This window comes from Streptomyces sp. NPDC091271 (genome assembly GCF_044757505.1).
Classification (GTDB): domain Bacteria; phylum Actinomycetota; class Actinomycetes; order Streptomycetales; family Streptomycetaceae; genus Streptomyces.
In genome coordinates this window covers 134,508-149,925 of sequence record NZ_JBIVVD010000006.1, presented here as the reverse complement: position 1 = coordinate 149,925, position 15,418 = coordinate 134,508, and the positions used below count along the sequence as shown (strand labels likewise).

General features: G+C 68.9%; 17 protein-coding genes and 1 tRNA gene. 14 read left to right on the top strand and 4 right to left on the bottom strand.

The features are described from left to right. The 10 genes from ACIQM3_RS24805 (at position 1) to ACIQM3_RS24760 (ending at position 6,460) form a co-directional block, all read left to right on the top strand. Positions 1–1,347: an FtsK/SpoIIIE domain-containing protein gene (locus ACIQM3_RS24805; protein ID WP_401627665.1), complete on the top strand. Its 1,347-nt coding sequence runs from the start codon at positions 1–3 to the stop codon at positions 1,345–1,347. A gap of 36 nt (positions 1,348–1,383) precedes the next feature. After that, positions 1,384–2,073: a DUF2637 domain-containing protein gene (locus tag ACIQM3_RS24800; RefSeq protein ID WP_401627663.1), complete on the top strand. Its 690-nt coding sequence runs from the start codon at positions 1,384–1,386 to the stop codon at positions 2,071–2,073. 13 nt (positions 2,074–2,086) lie between these two features. Next, on the top strand, positions 2,087–2,275 hold the full coding sequence (locus ACIQM3_RS24795; RefSeq protein WP_382069041.1) for a mobile element transfer protein: 189 nt from the start codon (positions 2,087–2,089) through the stop codon (positions 2,273–2,275). 19 nt (positions 2,276–2,294) lie between these two features. Continuing rightward, on the top strand, positions 2,295–2,450 hold the full coding sequence (locus tag ACIQM3_RS24790) for a hypothetical protein (protein ID WP_167398085.1): 156 nt from the start codon (positions 2,295–2,297) through the stop codon (positions 2,448–2,450). Positions 2,451–2,473: 23 nt separating this feature from the next. Then, positions 2,474–2,779: a SpdD protein gene (locus tag ACIQM3_RS24785; protein ID WP_401627660.1), complete on the top strand. Its 306-nt coding sequence runs from the start codon at positions 2,474–2,476 to the stop codon at positions 2,777–2,779. Between the two features lie 89 nt (positions 2,780–2,868). Continuing rightward, the gene (locus ACIQM3_RS24780) at positions 2,869–3,420 is read left to right on the top strand and encodes a GGDEF domain-containing protein (RefSeq protein ID WP_401627659.1); all 552 of its coding nucleotides are present in this window, start codon (positions 2,869–2,871) and stop codon (positions 3,418–3,420) included. Between the two features lie 100 nt (positions 3,421–3,520). After that, positions 3,521–3,712, top strand: coding sequence for a hypothetical protein (locus tag ACIQM3_RS24775; protein WP_401627657.1), 192 nt, complete (start codon positions 3,521–3,523; stop codon positions 3,710–3,712). Next, complete coding sequence (gene repSA, locus ACIQM3_RS24770) at positions 3,709–5,091, top strand: replication initiator protein RepSA (protein ID WP_401627655.1); 1,383 nt, start codon at positions 3,709–3,711, stop codon at positions 5,089–5,091. Before ACIQM3_RS24775 ends, repSA begins: the two co-directional genes overlap by 4 nt. Then, entirely contained in the window at positions 5,088–5,300 is a 213-nt protein-coding gene (locus ACIQM3_RS24765) for a helix-turn-helix domain-containing protein (protein ID WP_147982330.1), read from the top strand. Before repSA ends, ACIQM3_RS24765 begins: the two co-directional genes overlap by 4 nt. Continuing rightward, complete coding sequence (locus tag ACIQM3_RS24760; protein ID WP_401627654.1) at positions 5,300–6,460, top strand: tyrosine-type recombinase/integrase; 1,161 nt, start codon at positions 5,300–5,302, stop codon at positions 6,458–6,460. Before ACIQM3_RS24765 ends, ACIQM3_RS24760 begins: the two co-directional genes overlap by 1 nt. A gap of 51 nt (positions 6,461–6,511) precedes the next feature. On the opposite strand, the gene ACIQM3_RS24755 is transcribed toward ACIQM3_RS24760, so the two are convergent. Further along, positions 6,512–6,585: transfer RNA gene (locus ACIQM3_RS24755), tRNA-Gly, on the bottom strand. Positions 6,586–7,062: 477 nt separating this feature from the next. On the opposite strand from ACIQM3_RS24755, the gene dcd reads away from it, so the two are divergent. Both dcd and ACIQM3_RS24745 read left to right on the top strand, forming a co-directional pair. Then, positions 7,063–7,638: a dCTP deaminase gene (gene dcd / locus ACIQM3_RS24750; RefSeq protein WP_099173424.1), complete on the top strand. Its 576-nt coding sequence runs from the start codon at positions 7,063–7,065 to the stop codon at positions 7,636–7,638. A gap of 6 nt (positions 7,639–7,644) precedes the next feature. Continuing rightward, positions 7,645–8,145, top strand: coding sequence for a phosphoribosyltransferase (locus tag ACIQM3_RS24745; protein WP_401627652.1), 501 nt, complete (start codon positions 7,645–7,647; stop codon positions 8,143–8,145). A 75-nt stretch (positions 8,146–8,220) separates the two neighbouring features. Here the strand turns inward: ACIQM3_RS24745 and ACIQM3_RS24740 are convergent, their stop codons facing one another. The 3 genes from ACIQM3_RS24740 to ACIQM3_RS24730 form a co-directional block, all read right to left on the bottom strand. Then, positions 8,221–9,147, bottom strand: coding sequence for a Yip1 family protein (locus ACIQM3_RS24740; RefSeq protein ID WP_401627650.1), 927 nt, complete (start codon positions 9,145–9,147; stop codon positions 8,221–8,223). 201 nt (positions 9,148–9,348) lie between these two features. After that, positions 9,349–11,616 (bottom strand): heterodisulfide reductase-related iron-sulfur binding cluster, encoded by a 2,268-nt coding sequence (locus tag ACIQM3_RS24735; RefSeq protein WP_401627648.1) that lies wholly within the window; start codon positions 11,614–11,616, stop codon positions 9,349–9,351. A 92-nt stretch (positions 11,617–11,708) separates the two neighbouring features. Next, the gene (locus ACIQM3_RS24730; protein WP_401627646.1) at positions 11,709–12,305 is read right to left on the bottom strand and encodes a sugar transferase; all 597 of its coding nucleotides are present in this window, start codon (positions 12,303–12,305) and stop codon (positions 11,709–11,711) included. Positions 12,306–12,746: 441 nt separating this feature from the next. Here ACIQM3_RS24730 and dnaK point away from each other — a divergent pair, with 441 nt between their 5' ends. Then, positions 12,747–14,600: a molecular chaperone DnaK gene (gene dnaK, locus ACIQM3_RS24725; protein WP_401627644.1), complete on the top strand. Its 1,854-nt coding sequence runs from the start codon at positions 12,747–12,749 to the stop codon at positions 14,598–14,600. Continuing rightward, a complete protein-coding gene (gene grpE / locus ACIQM3_RS24720) occupies positions 14,597–15,250 on the top strand; it encodes a nucleotide exchange factor GrpE (protein ID WP_401627642.1) in 654 nt (217 codons plus the stop codon). Before dnaK ends, grpE begins: the two co-directional genes overlap by 4 nt. Positions 15,251–15,418: the final 168 nt, after the last annotated feature.

Sequence of the window (15,418 nt, the reverse complement as noted above, 5' to 3'; positions counted from 1 at the left end):
ATGACCGGCGGACACATTGCCGCGCTGGGTGTATTAGTGCTCATAGCCGTGGGCCTGCTGGTCCTGCGCCGCCTTCGGCCCGCGTGGTTCTGGGTCGTCTTCGCCGCCCCGGCCAAGCTCCTCCGCATCGCGGTCACGTACCGCTCGGTGATGGAGTCCTGCGGGTTGGACGAGCCGCCCTCCCGGCTCCGGCTGACAATCGCTGCGGCGACGCGACGGACACCGGCTCGGATGCTGCCCCGGATCACACGAGTCCGGATCAACGCCAACGGGCTCGTACTGCGCATTCGAATGCGCCCCGGCCAGGAGGTCAGGGACTTCGAGACGGCGGGCGAACGGCTCCGCCACTCCTGGCGGGCGTACGCGGTGCACATGTCGCCCCTGCGGCCTGGGTGGCTTCAGCTCCGGGTCATCGGATACGACGTCCTCCGGCGGGTCGTGATGCCGGAGACGGGTTCGCCTGAGCTGCTGCGCGTCCCCGTCGCTCTCCGCGCTGACGGACTCCCGCACTTCCGGGACTACCGGGCCATCGCCCACGAACTCGTCATGGGTGCAACGGAGTCGGGCAAGTCCGTCTACCTTCGCGGGCTCATCGCCGGACTCGCTCCGCAGCCGGTCGCCCTCGTCGGCATCGACTGCAAATGGGGAGTGGAGCTCGCGCCGTTCTCCCGTCGCTTGTCCGCTCTCGCCTGTACTCCTGAGGAAGCCGCGGACCTGCTCGACGCCTTGGTGTCCGAGATGACCGACCGGTACGAGCTGATCCGGACGATCCAGCAGTTCGCACCCGGCACCGGGCCCGAGGGAATCAGCTCGGATATCTGGGGCCTTCCCGAGGATCTGCGACCGGTGCCGCTGGTGCTGTTCGTAGACGAGGTGGCGGAACTCTTCCTCGCGTCGACCGCTGCCGACGAGAAGCGCCGGGATCGGATGGTCACCCAGCTCGTGCGCATCGCCCAGCTCGGCCGCGCCGCCGGCATCTACCTCGAAATCTGCGGGCAGCGCTTCGGGGCCGAACTCGGCAAGGGTGCAACGGCTCTCCGTGCTCAGCTCACCGGCCGGATCTCGCACCGGGTCAACGACGAGACCACCGCCAAGATGGCCCTCGGCGACATCAGTCCGCTGGCTGTCATGGCCGCCACCGCGATCGGTCCCGACCAGCGCGGGACAGCGATTGCCGGTGACTCCTCTGGGGGCTGGTCCATCGTCCGGAGCCCGCTGCTCACGCTCGACCAGGCCGTTGCCGCCTGTGCCGAGCACGCCCAGCTCACCCCGGACCTTCCCGGCCTCGCCGCCTTCCGCCCGCAGAGCACGCCCGTCTCGTACGCCCTGGTCCCCGACAAGGGCTGACCACCTCCGCCCCCGATCCCGAAGGGAGGGCCTGCCATGCGGTCATCGCTCCGCCTGGACGCCGTACTCGTCCAAGCCGTGATCGCCGGTGCACTGTCCTTCTCCCACCTCCATGATTTGGCCCAGGCCGCCGGGCAGAGCGGCTGGAAGGCGTGGGCTTACCCGGTCTCCGTGGACTTGCTCCTCGTCGCCTCCTGGCACCGGCTTCGCACCCTGCGGAACACCGACGCGCCCCGGCAGGCCGCATGGGTCTGGTTCACCGTCGCCCTCGCTGCCTCGCTCGGGGCGAACGTCGCCACCGCCGGACTGCTCGACCTGGCGGACGTGCCCGACTGGCTCCGCATCCTCGTCGCCGGTTGGCCGGCACTCGCCTTCCTCGGCGGAACGCTCCTGGCCCACTCGCCGGTCCCGACCCCGAAGCAGGACGAACCGGCCCCGGTTCCGGACGAGGCCCACGAGGAAGAGCTCGACCAGCCCGACCACCCGGCACCCGTGAGCGAGCTGTCCGAACCGGCTCTGCCGGAGCCGGAAGCCATCGCCCCGACCACCACCGCGCCCGCTCTCCCCGCGATTCCGTCCGTGCCTCCGGCTCTCATCGCCCATGCCCGCAAGCTCGCCGACAGCCACCAGGCCGCGACGGGCCACGCGATCGACCGGGACACCCTCCGCTCCCGCCTGGGAGTCCCCGCTCCGATGGCCGACGCCATCGCCGCCCAACTCACTTGAAGGAGGTGACTCGATGGCCCGCACCCGCTTCTGGGACGTCGACCGCATCGGTCCCGTCCAGATCGGCACCCACCGCGACCGTCACGGCCGCGAGGCGCACGCCGCCGCCTGCACGGCCCCCGGCTGCGACTGGTCCGCCGACTACCTGAACCGCGCCTCGGCCGAACTGGCCGCCCGTACCCACCGCTGCAACGCCCGCTGATCACCGAGGAGACACCGTCATGGACGTTCCGCTCTGGCTCGCCCTGGTCGCCGTCGGCGCTCTCGGCATCAAGCTCATCCGCCCGCCGCTGTGGCTGGTCGCCGTCCTCCTCTTCGGCGGCTACCTCCTCGCGGACAGCTTCCTCGCCCCCGCCATCGACAGCTTCGCCAAGTAGCCAGCCCAGAAGGGAGAACCACCGTGCTCACGCCCAAGTACCCGCAGTCCGATACCCACACCTTCACCCCCGCGAGCCACAACACTGGCCCGGCCCCGGTCCCGACCGACCGCATCAGCGAGTCTGCCCCCGCCGTCGCGCCCACCCGGTCCGGAGTGGTCGACGCCGTCCGCGCCAACCCCGTGGTCGCCATCACCGGAACCCTCGTGGTCGGTGCGGTCGTGACCTCGATGCTCCTCGCCGTCGCCATCACCGCGCTCGCTCTGTCCGTCAGCGGCGTCGTGCTCCTGGTCCTCGTACGCATCCTCCGCCAGGAACTGAACCGCTGACCGGCCTCCGGGCGGTGCCACAAGCCGCCAAGCATCGCCGCCGCCCGGACGGCCCACGCAACCCCTTCCAACCGCATCGAAGGAGAACCGTGGACACCCAAGCGCTCGCTCTCGCCTTACCGCTCATCGGCTGGGCCTCCCATACCGCCCTGCTCACCCACCGGCTCGCCACCGCCCGCCGGGATCCGCTCACCGGCCTGCGCACCCGTGCCGGATGGACCGTCCTCGCCGAACGTGTCATCCGCCGGCACCGGGACGCCGTTGTTCTCCTGCTCGACCTCGACGACTTCAAGAACCTCAACGACACCCACGGCCACGCTGTCGGGGACGTCGCCCTGGCCGTCACCGCCGATCGCCTCACCGCCTGGTGCGGTCGCCACGGCATCGCCGGACGCCTCGGCGGAGACGAGTTCGTCGCCATCGCCCGCCAGGCCCCGGACCTCGACAGCCTCCACCACGTCCTGCGCCAGCCGGTCACCCACGCGGGGCACCGGCTCCCGGTCTCCGTCTCCGTCGGCTCTTGCCGCCTCTCGGACCTGCCGGTCCGCAGCCTCTCCGACGCGCTCGCCGCGGCTGACTCCGCCATGTACGCGGCCAAGGGATCGACCGGCCGACGCGGGGCCCGGTCGTTCTCTCACTGATCCAGCTCTGACCAGCCTCCGGACGGCGCACAAGCCGCCAAGCATCGCCGCCGTCCGGACGGTCCGGCCCCTTCCAACCGCAATCGAAAGGACCACCATCATGGCCCAGCACACCCCTGCCCGGTCGCGCATCTGCCCGGACTGCGACGGCTTCCCCGCCGTTGCCATCGACACCGGGGCACTCCTGGACGACGGCACCCGCGCCACCCTCAAGGTCACCTGCCGCCGCTGCCGGGGCACCGGCTCGACCCGCGCCGTCCCCGCCCCGGTCGTTCAGCGGGAGCACGCGTGACGGACACCGCGACCCTCGCGGGCCTTGACCCGGCCACCCTCGGCGATCTGCTGCGGGTGGCCGGGTCCACCGGCTTCGACCGCTGGCAGGACCAGATCCGCCGCACCGGCGGCTGCTCCAACCCCATCCACCTCTCCGGCTGGACCCTCACCAAGGACAAGACCACCGGCCAGACCCTGCACCGCTACTCCACCGACACCGAGCCCGGAGGACGACTCCGCGTCGCTTGCGGCAACCGCCGCGCCTCCCGCTGCCCGGCCTGCGCCTGGACCTACTCCGCCGACACCTACCACCTGATCCGCGCCGGACTCGCGGGCGACCAGGACAAGGACGTCCCCACCACCGTCCGCGACCACCCCCGCGTCTTCGCCACCCTCACCGCCCCATCCTTCGGCCCCGTCCACAACCGCCCCGACACCGGCCGCTGCCGCTGCGGCACCACCCACTGCCCCGACGACGACACCCTCGGCACCCCGCTCGACCCCGACTCCTACGACTACGCGGGCGCGGTCCTCTTCAACAACCACGCCGGGGACCTCTGGCAGCGCTTCACCAACCGGCTCCGCCGCGAGATCGCCGCCCGCGCCGGCCTCACCCAACGCGAACTCAAAGAAACCGCACGCGTCTCGTACGGCAAGGTCGCCGAGTTCCAGAAACGCGGCGCCGTCCACTTCCACGCCGTCATACGCCTCGACGGCCCGGACGGACCCGACAGCCCACCGCCCTCCTGGGCCTCCGTGCAGCTGCTCGACGACTCCATCCGCGCCGCCGTCGCGCACTCGTACACGACCATCACAGTCCCGGCCGCCGCCGGCCAACCCACCCGCGAACTGCGCTGGGGCACCCAGCTCGACATCCGCCCCATCCGCGCCTTCGACGCCGGGACCGACATCACCGAACAGGCCGTCGCCTCCTACGTCGCCAAATACGCCACCAAAGCCGCCGAAACGACCGGCACCATCGACCGCCGCATCGGCAACCGCGAAGCCCTGGTCCTCCTCGACGTACCCGACCACCCACGCCGCCTCATCGAAGCCTGCTTCGACCTCGACCCGCTCTACCCCGACCGGCGGCTACGGGCTTGGGCTCACATGCTCGGCTTCCGAGGCCACTTCTCCTCCAAGTCCCGCCGCTACTCCACCACCCTCGGCGCACTCCGCCAGATCCGCGCCGACTACCGCGCCACCCAACAACGCGAAGAACTCGGCCTGCCCGATCCCAACCAGGACCCGACCGTCCTCGTCCTCACCGACTGGCAGTACGCCGGACAAGGCCACAGCCCCGGCGAATCGATCCTCGCCGCCTCGATCGCCAGAAACCTGCAACACAACCGCGAAACCGCACGCGAAGCCCTCGCCCTGGAAGGAGACCGGTCGTGACTGACCCCCTGCTCACCGTCGACCAAGCCGCCGAACGCCTCGGCACCACCGCCCGCTTCCCGCGCCGCCTCATCGCCGAACGCCGCATCGCCTTCGTCAAGGTCGGCAGCCACGTGCGCATCAAGGCGAGCGTCCTGGAGGCGTACATCGAGGGGAACACCGTCCAGCCGATCCGCCGCCGCCGCTCCCGCTACGGAAGGGCCGCCTGATGGCCAACAAGAAGGGCAGGCGCCGTACGTTCGGAGCGGTGCGGAAGCTGCCTTCGGGACGCTTCCAGGCTCGCTATCCCGGCCCCGACGGCGTGATGCGACCTGCTCCCGAGACGTTCGAGACCGCTCGCGACGCCGACGGCTGGCTGGCCGAGAAGCAGACCGAGATTCGGCGCGGTGACTGGCAGGACCCCGATGCCGGGGCAGTAAAATTCCGGGAGTACGCCCTTCTCTGGGTGAAGGAACGCCGCCTCTCGCAGACCACTGAGGAGCTGTACCGGCGACTCCTGCGGCTGCACATCCTGCCGGCCTTCGAGGACCTGGACCTCGACCAGATCACCGCGCCCCGCGTGCGGTCCTGGCGCTCGGAACGGCTCGACGCCACCGGGGCCGAGACCACCGTCGCCAAGAGCTATCGGCTCCTCAAGGCCATCCTCGAGACCGCCGTCGAAGATGAACTGATCCGCCGCAACCCCTGCCGCATCCGGGGAGCCGGAAAGGAGATCGCGGCCGAACGTCCCGTCGCCACCGTCGACCAGGTCGACGCGCTCGCCGACGTCCTCGGCCCCCGCTGGCGGCTGATGGTCTACCTCGGCGCGTACGGGCCCCTTCGCCCCGAGGAACAGGCGGAGCTACGCCGAAAGGACATCGACCTGGACAACCTCACCGTCCGCGTCAGGCAGGCCGCCCCGGAGCTGACCACGGGCGAGCGGGCGGAAGGGCCCACCAAGTCTGAGGCGGGCAAGCGGCTCGTCGTTCTGCCGGCCTTTCTGCGGACCGACCTTCGTCGACACCTCGACTGGTACGCCGAGAAGGGCGCGGACGGACTGCTGTTCGTGGGGGAGAAGGGCAAGCCGTTCCGCCGTTCCTCCTTCGGGCGGAAGTGGCGCGCGGCTCGCTCGAAGGTGGGTCTTCCCGATGGCTTCCGCTTCTACGATCTTCGTCACACCGGGCACACCCTGACGACCCGGTCCGGGGCCACGCTGAAGGACACGATGGTGCGCGCGGGGCAGTCGACCGAGCGGGCCGCGCTGATCTATCAGCACTCGGACCTTGAGCGGCAGCGTGAAGTGGCGGCCGGCCTCGACCATCTCGTGCGAGCCCGGCGTGAAGAGGCGGATGACCAGGCATCTGGCACGGATATGGCACGAGATACCTGAACTGGTCCAGACAACAAAGAAGCCCCCGGCCGCTGGCCTGGGGCTTTCTCATGGAGCGGGTGACGAGAATCGAACTCGCGCTCTGAGCTTGGGAAGCTCATGTTCTACCATTAAACTACACCCGCGAGGCGCACCGATGATCGGCTGTGCATCGCCCCACACTGTACCCCATCGCAGGCCCCCGGCGTGTTCGCCGCGGGGTCTGTGTGTCGTTCCGGAGGGTGGACGCGGGTGCGGGTGGGGGGAGTTGAGGGCGTAGCGTAGGTGGGCGGAGTGCCGCCTGGAGTGGCGTCCCGTTCATCCCCTAATGTGGCGGTCTCGTCCAAGGCTGGTTGGGGAAGGGACTTGATGGAGTCGATGGAGCGCACCGTCGTCCGCTGTGCCGAAGGGCACGTTTTCGCTACCTCGTCGTTCCCGATGCAGCAGCTCGGGTCCGGGCGGATCGGGCCCGGGCGGCTCATCCGCTGCCCGCGCTGCGCGCGGTTGCGGCAGGCGGTTCCCGTGATGTTCGAGGAGCGTTAGCGGGCGGAAGAGGTCTGAGGCAGGCACGCGCGGGGCGGTCCGGTTGGGGTCGGCTCGCGCGTTCTGCGTATCCTCGGAGCGTGCTTCTCTCAGATAAGGACCTCCGGGCCGAGATCGATGCCGGGCGGGTTCGCATTGACCCGTTCGACGCTTCGATGGTGCAGCCCTCGAGCATCGATGTGCGGCTGGACCGCTACTTCCGGGTGTTCGAGAACCACCGCTATCCGCATATCGATCCCGCCGTCGAGCAGGTGGACCTGACCCGTCAGGTCGAGCCGGACGGTGACGAGGCGTTCATCCTCCACCCCGGGGAGTTCGTCCTGGCGTCGACCTACGAGGTCATCTCGCTCCCCGACGACCTGGCGTCGCGGCTGGAGGGGAAGAGCTCGCTGGGCCGGCTCGGGCTGGTGACGCATTCCACGGCCGGCTTCATCGACCCCGGTTTCTCGGGCCATGTGACGCTGGAGCTGTCAAATCTGGCGACGTTGCCGATAAAGCTCTGGCCGGGAATGAAGATCGGGCAGCTGTGTATGTTCCGGCTGACGTCGTCCTCTGAATTCCCTTACGGTTCCGAGCGTTACGGATCGCGTTATCAGGGCCAGCGAGGGCCGACCGCCTCGCGTTCTTTCATGAATTTCCATCGGACTCAGGTGTGATACGGCATGGCTGGTGAAGTGCGGGAGAATCTGACGTACGAGGTCTTCGGACACGCCGTACGTGAGCTGGCCCAGACGGTGGCCGACGACGGTTACGAGCCCGATGTCGTGCTGAGCATCGCGCGGGGCGGGGTCTTCGTCGCGGGCGGTCTGGCGTATGCCCTGGACTGCAAGAACATTCATCTGGTGAACGTCGAGTTCTACACCGGGGTCGGGACCACCCTGGAAATGCCGGTGATGCTGGCGCCCGTGCCGAATGCCATCGACTTCACGCAGAAGAAGGTGCTCATCGCCGACGATGTCGCCGACACCGGGAAGACGCTGAAGCTGGTCCGCGACTTCTGCATCGATCATGTGGCCGAGGTGCGCAGCGCCGTCATCTACGAGAAGCCGCATTCGCTCGTGAAATGCGAGTACGTGTGGAAGAAGACCGATCAGTGGATCAACTTCCCGTGGAGCGTCGAGAAGCCCGTCGTGCGTCGTGAGGGTCAGGTTCTCGACTCCTAGGACCCCGCCCCCGCCACGGGACAGACATGGGAAGGGCCCCGGTGCGTCGCACCGGGGCCCTTCCTGCGCGTCGGATCAGATCGTGCCGAGCTTGATGATCGAGAGCAGCGCGATCAGCTGGATCGCGGAGGCGCCGAGCGCCTTCGGCCACGGCAGGTCGTGCGACTTGCTCACCATCGAGGTGAACAGCGCTCCGGCGGCCAGCCAGGTGATCCAGCCGAGGATCTGCACCAGGGAGTTCTCGCCGCCCAGGAACAGGGCGAAGACCAGGCGCGGTGCGTCCGTGATCGACATGATGAGCATCGACAGGCCCACGGTCGGCTGCCAGGAGCCCGTGCCGCCCAGCTGGCGGGCCAGGGTGTGCGTGACCGCGCCGAGGACCAGCCCGCCGATGACGAAGCCGACGCCCGTGAAGATCACGTACGGGGCGGCCGTGGAGACCTCCGCGTGGATCGCCTCGTCGCGGGCCTGGTCGAAGCCGAAGAGCGCGAGCAGGCCGTAGATGAACGTGACGACGATCGCGGTGCCCCAGACGGGGTAGTCGCGCATCTGCCAGAACGTCGGCCCCGGCCGCGTCACGATGCCGCTCAGCAGCTGCTTCCAGTGGAGTCTGGGCCCCGAGGGGTGTGCGGGGGCCTGGCCGGCCTGGTAGGTGTTGCCGTCGCCGTACGGGTCCTCGTTGATGCTGAACGCCTGGGTGTGTCCCGGGGCGTTGGCATACGGGTCCTGCTGCGAGGGCTGTTGGTACGGGTCGCCGAAGTACTCCGGTTCGCCGTGCCCGCCTGCGTGCCCGTTCCCACCCCCGTGTCCGTTGCCGCCGTGCCCGCCGCCGTACGGGGCGCCCTGGGGGCCTCCGTGCGGTGCGCCGTTGCCTCCTGCCGGGGGCCACGACTGCCCGCCGTACGGCGGCGGTGATGCCTGCGCGCCGTACGGCTGTTGCTGCTGCGGGTGTTGTTGCGGTGTGCGGTTGTCCCGGCCGCGTCCGATCCTGAATCCAGCCACACATCGAACGTACCTGGTCCGTGTGGGTGCGGTGTGAGGGCCGGGGGAACACGGGGCCCATTGCGGCCTAGCTGTGACATCCCCTAGGGGAACCCCGGGGGGTCCGCGCCACCCGTGAGCGGCCCGGCAGCACCCCTGGAACGCCGGAGCGGCCGGTCCTGCCCCCGAGGCAGGTCCGGCCGCTTCCGTGGAGGGAGACAGCTACTGGACGGGTTCCGGTTCCGGCTGGTCGGCCGTCTCCGCGTCGCCCGCCGGGTCGGCGGGTGTCTTCACCGACTCGAGGAGCAGCTGGGACACGTCGACGACCTGGATGGACTCCTTGGCCTTGCCGTCGTTCTTCTTGCCGTTGACCGAGTCGGTCAGCATGACGAGGCAGAACGGGCAGGCGGTGGAGACGATGTCCGGGTTGAGGGAGAGGGCTTCGTCGACACGCTCGTTGTTGATGCGCTTGCCGATCCGCTCCTCCATCCACATCCGGGCACCGCCGGCGCCGCAGCAGAAGCCGCGTTCCTTGTGGCGGTGCATCTCCTCGTTCCGCAGACCCGGGACCTTCGCGATGATCTCGCGCGGAGGCGTGTAGATCTTGTTGTGGCGGCCCAGGTAGCAGGGGTCGTGGTACGTGATCAGACCCTCGACCGGTGTCACCGGGACGAGCTTGCCCTCGTCCACCAGGTGCTGGAGCAGCTGCGTGTGGTGGATGACCTCGTACTCGCCGCCGAGCTGCGGGTACTCGTTGGCGATGGTGTTGAAGCAGTGCGGGCAGGTCGCGACGATCTTCTTCGTCGCCTTGGCCTTCTTCGTGGAGTCGTCCTCGTCGTCCTCGCCGAACGCCATGTTCAGCATCGCGACGTTCTCCTGGCCGAGCTGCTGGAACAGCGGCTCGTTGCCGAGGCGGCGGGCGGAGTCACCGGTGCACTTCTCGTCGCCGCCCATGATCGCGAACTTGACGCCCGCGATGTGGAGGAGCTCCGCGAAGGCCTTCGTCGTCTTCTTGGCCCGGTCCTCCAGGGCGCCCGCGCAGCCGACCCAGTACAGGTAGTCGATCTCGCTGAGGTCCTCGACGTCCTTGCCGACGATCGGGACCTCGAAGTCGACCTCCTTGGTCCACTCCACGCGCTGCTTCTTGGCGAGCCCCCAGGGGTTGCCCTTCTTCTCCAGGTTCTTGAGCATCGTGCCCGCCTCGGACGGGAACGCGGACTCGATCATCACCTGGTAGCGGCGCATGTCGACGATGTGGTCGATGTGCTCGATGTCGACCGGGCACTGCTCCACGCACGCACCGCAGGTGGTGCAGGACCAGAGCACGTCCGGGTCGATGACGCCGTTCTCCTCGGCGGTGCCGACGAGGGGGCGCTCGGCCTCGGCGAGGGCGGCCGCGGGAACGTCCTTGAGCTGCTCCTCCGTGGCCTTCTCGTTGCCCTCCATGTCCTTGCCGCCGCCGGCCAGCAGATACGGGGCCTTGGCGTGGGCGTGGTCGCGCAGGGACATGATCAGGAGCTTCGGGGAGAGCGGCTTGCCGGTGTTCCAGGCGGGGCACTGCGACTGGCAGCGACCGCACTCGGTGCACGTGGAGAAGTCGAGGATGCCCTTCCAGGAGAACTGCTCGACCTGGGAGACACCGAAGGTGTCGTCCTCGCCCGGGTCCTCCCAGTCGATCTCCTTGCCACCCGTGGTCATCGGCTGCAGCGCGCCGAGCGCGACCGCTCCGTCGGCGTTCCGCTTGAACCAGATGTTCGGGAAGCCGAGGAACCGGTGCCAGGCGACACCCATGTTGGTGTTGAGCGAGACCGTGATCATCCAGATCAGCGAGACGCCGATCTTCACCATCGCGGTGAAGTAGATGAGGTTCTGGAGGGTGCCGAGCGCGAGTCCCTTGAAGGCGAGCACGAGCGGGTACGAGACGAAGTACGCGGCCTCGTAGCCCTCGACGTGGTGGATCGCGCCTTCGAGACCGCGCAGGGTCAGGATCGCCAGGCCGATGACGAGGATGACGTACTCGACGAAGTACGCCTGCCAGGCCTTGGAACCGGCGAAGCGGGACTTGCGGCCGGCCCGGGAGGGCAGGTTCAGCAGTCGGATGGCCATCAGCGTCACGATGCCGAGCACGGTCATGATGCCGATGAACTCGATGTACAGCTCGAACGGCAGCCAGCTGCCGACGATCGGCAGCACCCAGTCGGCCTGGAAGAGCTGTCCGTACGCCTGGAGCAGCGTCGGCGGCAGTGTCAGGAAGCCGATCGCGACGAACCAGTGGGCGAAGCCCACGATCCCCCACCGGTTCATCCGGGTGTGGCCGAGGAATTCCTTGACCAGGGTGATCGTGCGCTGCTTGGGGTCGTCGGTGCGGCTGCCTGCCGGCACCGGCTGTCCGAGACGGACGAACCGGTAGATCTGCGCGACGGCTCGGGCGATGAGCGCAACGCCGACGACAGTCAGCACCAGCGACACGATGATCGCGGCGAGTTGCATTTGGGGGCTCCTCGGGCCTGCGAGGGTGGGATCCAGCGCGTACAAGCGATTACTAAGCAGTAACTTAATCAGTCTGTGCTGACACTATCCACTTATTCCGCCACGCTGTAGCCGGGCAGGCGGTGATCTGTGTCGCTCAGGTGAGCCTTCCCCGGGCGTCGCAGTCCGCGGAGTGCCGCACGCAGGGGGATGTGTGCGGATTGCGCCAGGATCGCCAGGTCGAGCCCTGTCCCATGATGCTCTGCGTAGTGCGCGTCCAGGAGGGCGGGTTCGTCCCAGGGCATCCCTGAGCGGGCGCGTACCTGGGCCAGCCCGGTCAGGCCGGGCCGGACGCTCTGCCGCCAGTGGCCGGCGGCGGCCCCCAGGAGGGTGGCCTCGTCCGGGGTGAGGGGCGCCGGGCCGACCAGGGAGAGCTCTCCCCGTACGACGTGGGGCAGCCGGGACAGCAGGTCCAGCCGGAGCCGCCGGGTGCGCAGCGAGCGCAGCTCGAAGGGGCGGCCGCCCAGGCCCACCCGGTTCTCGCGCTTCAGTACGCCTCCCCCGTCGCGGGGTGGCCGGACGGCCAGAGCCAGCGCGGTGAGGGCGAGCGCCGGGGCGGTCAGGAGCAGCAGCGCCGAGCCGAGTGTCAGGTCCAGGGCCCGTTTGGCCGTCATGGCCGACAGGGGGCCGGCGATCCGCCTGGCGGCCATGGATGTCAGAGCCCCGGTCGCGCGCCGGACCGTCACGGTTGCGACGGCGATCCCGGGGAAGGGGCCAGTGGCGGACCGGGGCACCCTGGCCGCCGACGGGGCGGGGGGCCGTCTCCTTCGTTCCGCAGTCTGCTTCGCGTTCCGCATGGCACCTGCCCGGAGTCGATGACGGGACGGTATGACCGTCTCGATGCATTTTGTGACAGAACGATCCCACGGTGCGATGGTGGGTGGGGTGTGTGTGACGTGCCGCGCATCGCGGTGTCGCGGATCGAGGCGGCCGCGGCGGGCCTCTTTCACCACCCGAACGCGGGAAATGCCTGTTCAGTGCGGCCGCGAGCACATAAATTGAGCGTAAGTGGCTCAGGTCCTTTGACTCAGGGGTGGGTGTCATGCATCCTTGAGTCAGATCCACTCAAGTAGTCAGTTGGAGGAATTGAAATGGCACGTGCGGTCGGCATCGACCTGGGCACGACTAACTCCGTCGTCAGCGTTCTCGAAGGCGGCGAGCCCACCGTCATCACCAACGCCGAAGGCGCCAGGACCACGCCGTCCGTCGTCGCCTTCGCGAAGAACGGCGAGGTGCTGGTCGGCGAGGTGGCCAAGCGCCAGGCGGTCACCAACGTCGACAGGACGATCCGTTCGGTCAAGCGCCACATGGGCACTGACTGGAAGATCGAGCTCGACGGCAAGAACTTCAACCCGCAGCAGATGAGCGCCTTCATCCTGCAGAAGCTGAAGCGCGACGCCGAGTCCTACCTGGGCGAGAAGGTCACCGACGCGGTGATCACCGTCCCGGCGTACTTCAACGACTCGGAGCGCCAGGCGACCAAGGAGGCCGGTGAGATCGCGGGCCTGAACGTCCTGCGTATCGTCAACGAGCCGACCGCCGCAGCCCTGGCGTACGGCCTCGACAAGGACGACCAGACGATCCTCGTCTTCGACCTCGGTGGCGGCACCTTCGACGTGTCCCTCCTGGAGATCGGCGACGGCGTCGTCGAGGTGAAGGCCACCAATGGTGACAACCACCTGGGTGGTGACGACTGGGACCAGCGGGTCGTCGACTACCTGGTGAAGCAGTTCGCCAACGGGCACGGCGTGGACCTGTCCAAGGACAAGATGGCTCTCCAGCGTCTCCGCGAGGCCGCGGAGAAGGCGAAGATCGAGCTCTCGTCCTCGACCGAGACCACGATCAACCTGCCCTACATCACGGCGTCCGCCGAGGGCCCGCTGCACCTGGACGAGAAGCTCACGCGCTCGCAGTTCCAGCAGCTGACCGCGGACCTCCTGGACCGCTGCAAGAACCCGTTCCACAACGTCATCAAGGACGCGGGCATCCAGCTCTCCGAGATCGACCACGTCGTTCTCGTCGGTGGCTCGACCCGTATGCCGGCCGTCGCCGAGCTCGTCAAGGAGCTCACGGGCGGCCAGGACGCCAACAAGGGTGTGAACCCGGACGAGGTCGTCGCCATCGGCGCCTCGCTCCAGGCCGGTGTCCTCAAGGGTGAGGTCAAGGACGTCCTGCTCCTCGACGTGACCCCGCTGTCCCTCGGCATCGAGACCAAGGGAGGGATCATGACGAAGCTCATCGAGCGCAACACCACGATCCCGACCAAGCGTTCCGAGATCTTCACGACGGCCGAGGACAACCAGCCGTCCGTGCAGATCCAGGTCTACCAGGGCGAGCGCGAGATCGCGGCGTACAACAAGAAGCTCGGGATGTTCGAGCTCACCGGTCTGCCGCCGGCCCCGCGTGGTGTGCCGCAGATCGAGGTCGCCTTCGACATCGACGCCAACGGCATCATGCACGTCGCTGCCAAGGACCTCGGCACCGGCAAGGAGCAGAAGATGACCGTCACCGGTGGCTCCTCGCTGCCGAAGGACGAGGTCAACCGGATGCGCGAAGAGGCCGAGCAGTACGCCGACGAGGACCACCGCCGTCGCGAGGCCGCCGAGTCGCGCAACCAGGGCGAGCAGCTCGTCTACCAGACGGAGAAGTTCCTCAAGGACAACGAGGACAAGGTCCCCGGCGATGTGAAGACGGAGGTGGAGACCGCGCTCACCGAGCTGAAGGAGAAGCTCAAGGGCGAGGACACCGCCGAGATCCGCACCGCCACCGAGAAGGTCGCGGCCGTCTCCCAGAAGCTGGGCCAGGCGATGTACGCCAACGCGTCCGAGGGTGCGACGCCGGGTGCCGAGGCGCCGGGCGACGACCAGGCCAAGGCCGCTGACGACGACGTCGTCGACGCCGAGATCGTGGACGACGAGAAGGACACGAAGGGCGGTGCGGCGTGACCGAGGAGACTCCGGGCTTCGACGAGAAGCCTGACGTCCCCTCCGGCGCCGATGCCGACGACGCCGAGCCGAAGGCCGCCACCCCCTCCGAGGAGGAGGCGGCGGCGGCCCCGGCCGGGGACGTACAGCAGACAGCGGCCCTGACGGCCCAGCTGGACCAGGTCCGTACGGCGCTCAGCGAGCGCACGGGCGACCTCCAGCGGCTCCAGGCCGAGTACCAGAACTACCGTCGCCGCGTCGAGCGCGACCGGGTGACGGTCAAGGAGGTCGCTGCGGCTGGCCTGCTGACCGACCTCCTGCCCGTGCTCGACGACATCGGCCGGGCGCGGGAGCACGGCGAGCTCGTCGGTGGCTTCAAGGCCGTGGCCGAGTCGGTGGAGACGGTCGTCGCGAAGATCGGCCTCCAGCAGTTCGGCAAGGAGGGCGAGCCCTTCGACCCGACGATCCACGAGGCCCTGATGCACTCGTACGCGCCGGACGTCACCGAGACGACCTGCGTGGCGATCCTGCAGCCCGGGTACCGCATCGGGGAGCGCACCATCCGCCCCGCGCGGGTGGCCGTGGCCGAACCGCAGCCGGGCGCCACGCCCGCGGCGGCGAAGGAAGAGAAGGCAGACGACGAGGAGAGCGGTGGCACCGAAGAGGTCTGACATTCCGTCCGACCACAGCGGTGAACACCGACGGGGCGTGGGGGGGGGGCCCCGGGGGGCCCCCCCCCCCCGCCGGGCCCGCCGAACGGCACCGAGATGGCCCGGCCCGCCAAAACGGGTGGCCACAACAACGACAGAAACAGCGCCCACCCCGCCCACCACACCCCC

Coding starts and splice junctions, on each gene's coding strand:
- ACIQM3_RS24805 (WP_401627665.1), top strand. CDS start 1: ATGACCGGCGGACACATTGCCGCGCTGGGTGTATTAGTGCTCATAGCC.
- ACIQM3_RS24800 (WP_401627663.1), top strand. CDS start 1,384: ATGCGGTCATCGCTCCGCCTGGACGCCGTACTCGTCCAAGCCGTGATC.
- ACIQM3_RS24795 (WP_382069041.1), top strand. CDS start 2,087: ATGGCCCGCACCCGCTTCTGGGACGTCGACCGCATCGGTCCCGTCCAG.
- ACIQM3_RS24790 (WP_167398085.1), top strand. CDS start 2,295: ATGGACGTTCCGCTCTGGCTCGCCCTGGTCGCCGTCGGCGCTCTCGGC.
- ACIQM3_RS24775 (WP_401627657.1), top strand. CDS start 3,521: ATGGCCCAGCACACCCCTGCCCGGTCGCGCATCTGCCCGGACTGCGAC.
- ACIQM3_RS24760 (WP_401627654.1), top strand. CDS start 5,300: ATGGCCAACAAGAAGGGCAGGCGCCGTACGTTCGGAGCGGTGCGGAAG.
- ACIQM3_RS24745 (WP_401627652.1), top strand. CDS start 7,645: ATGGCTGGTGAAGTGCGGGAGAATCTGACGTACGAGGTCTTCGGACAC.
- ACIQM3_RS24735 (WP_401627648.1), bottom strand. CDS start 11,616: ATGCAACTCGCCGCGATCATCGTGTCGCTGGTGCTGACTGTCGTCGGC.
- ACIQM3_RS24730 (WP_401627646.1), bottom strand. CDS start 12,305: ATGGCCGCCAGGCGGATCGCCGGCCCCCTGTCGGCCATGACGGCCAAA.
- dnaK (WP_401627644.1), top strand. CDS start 12,747: ATGGCACGTGCGGTCGGCATCGACCTGGGCACGACTAACTCCGTCGTC.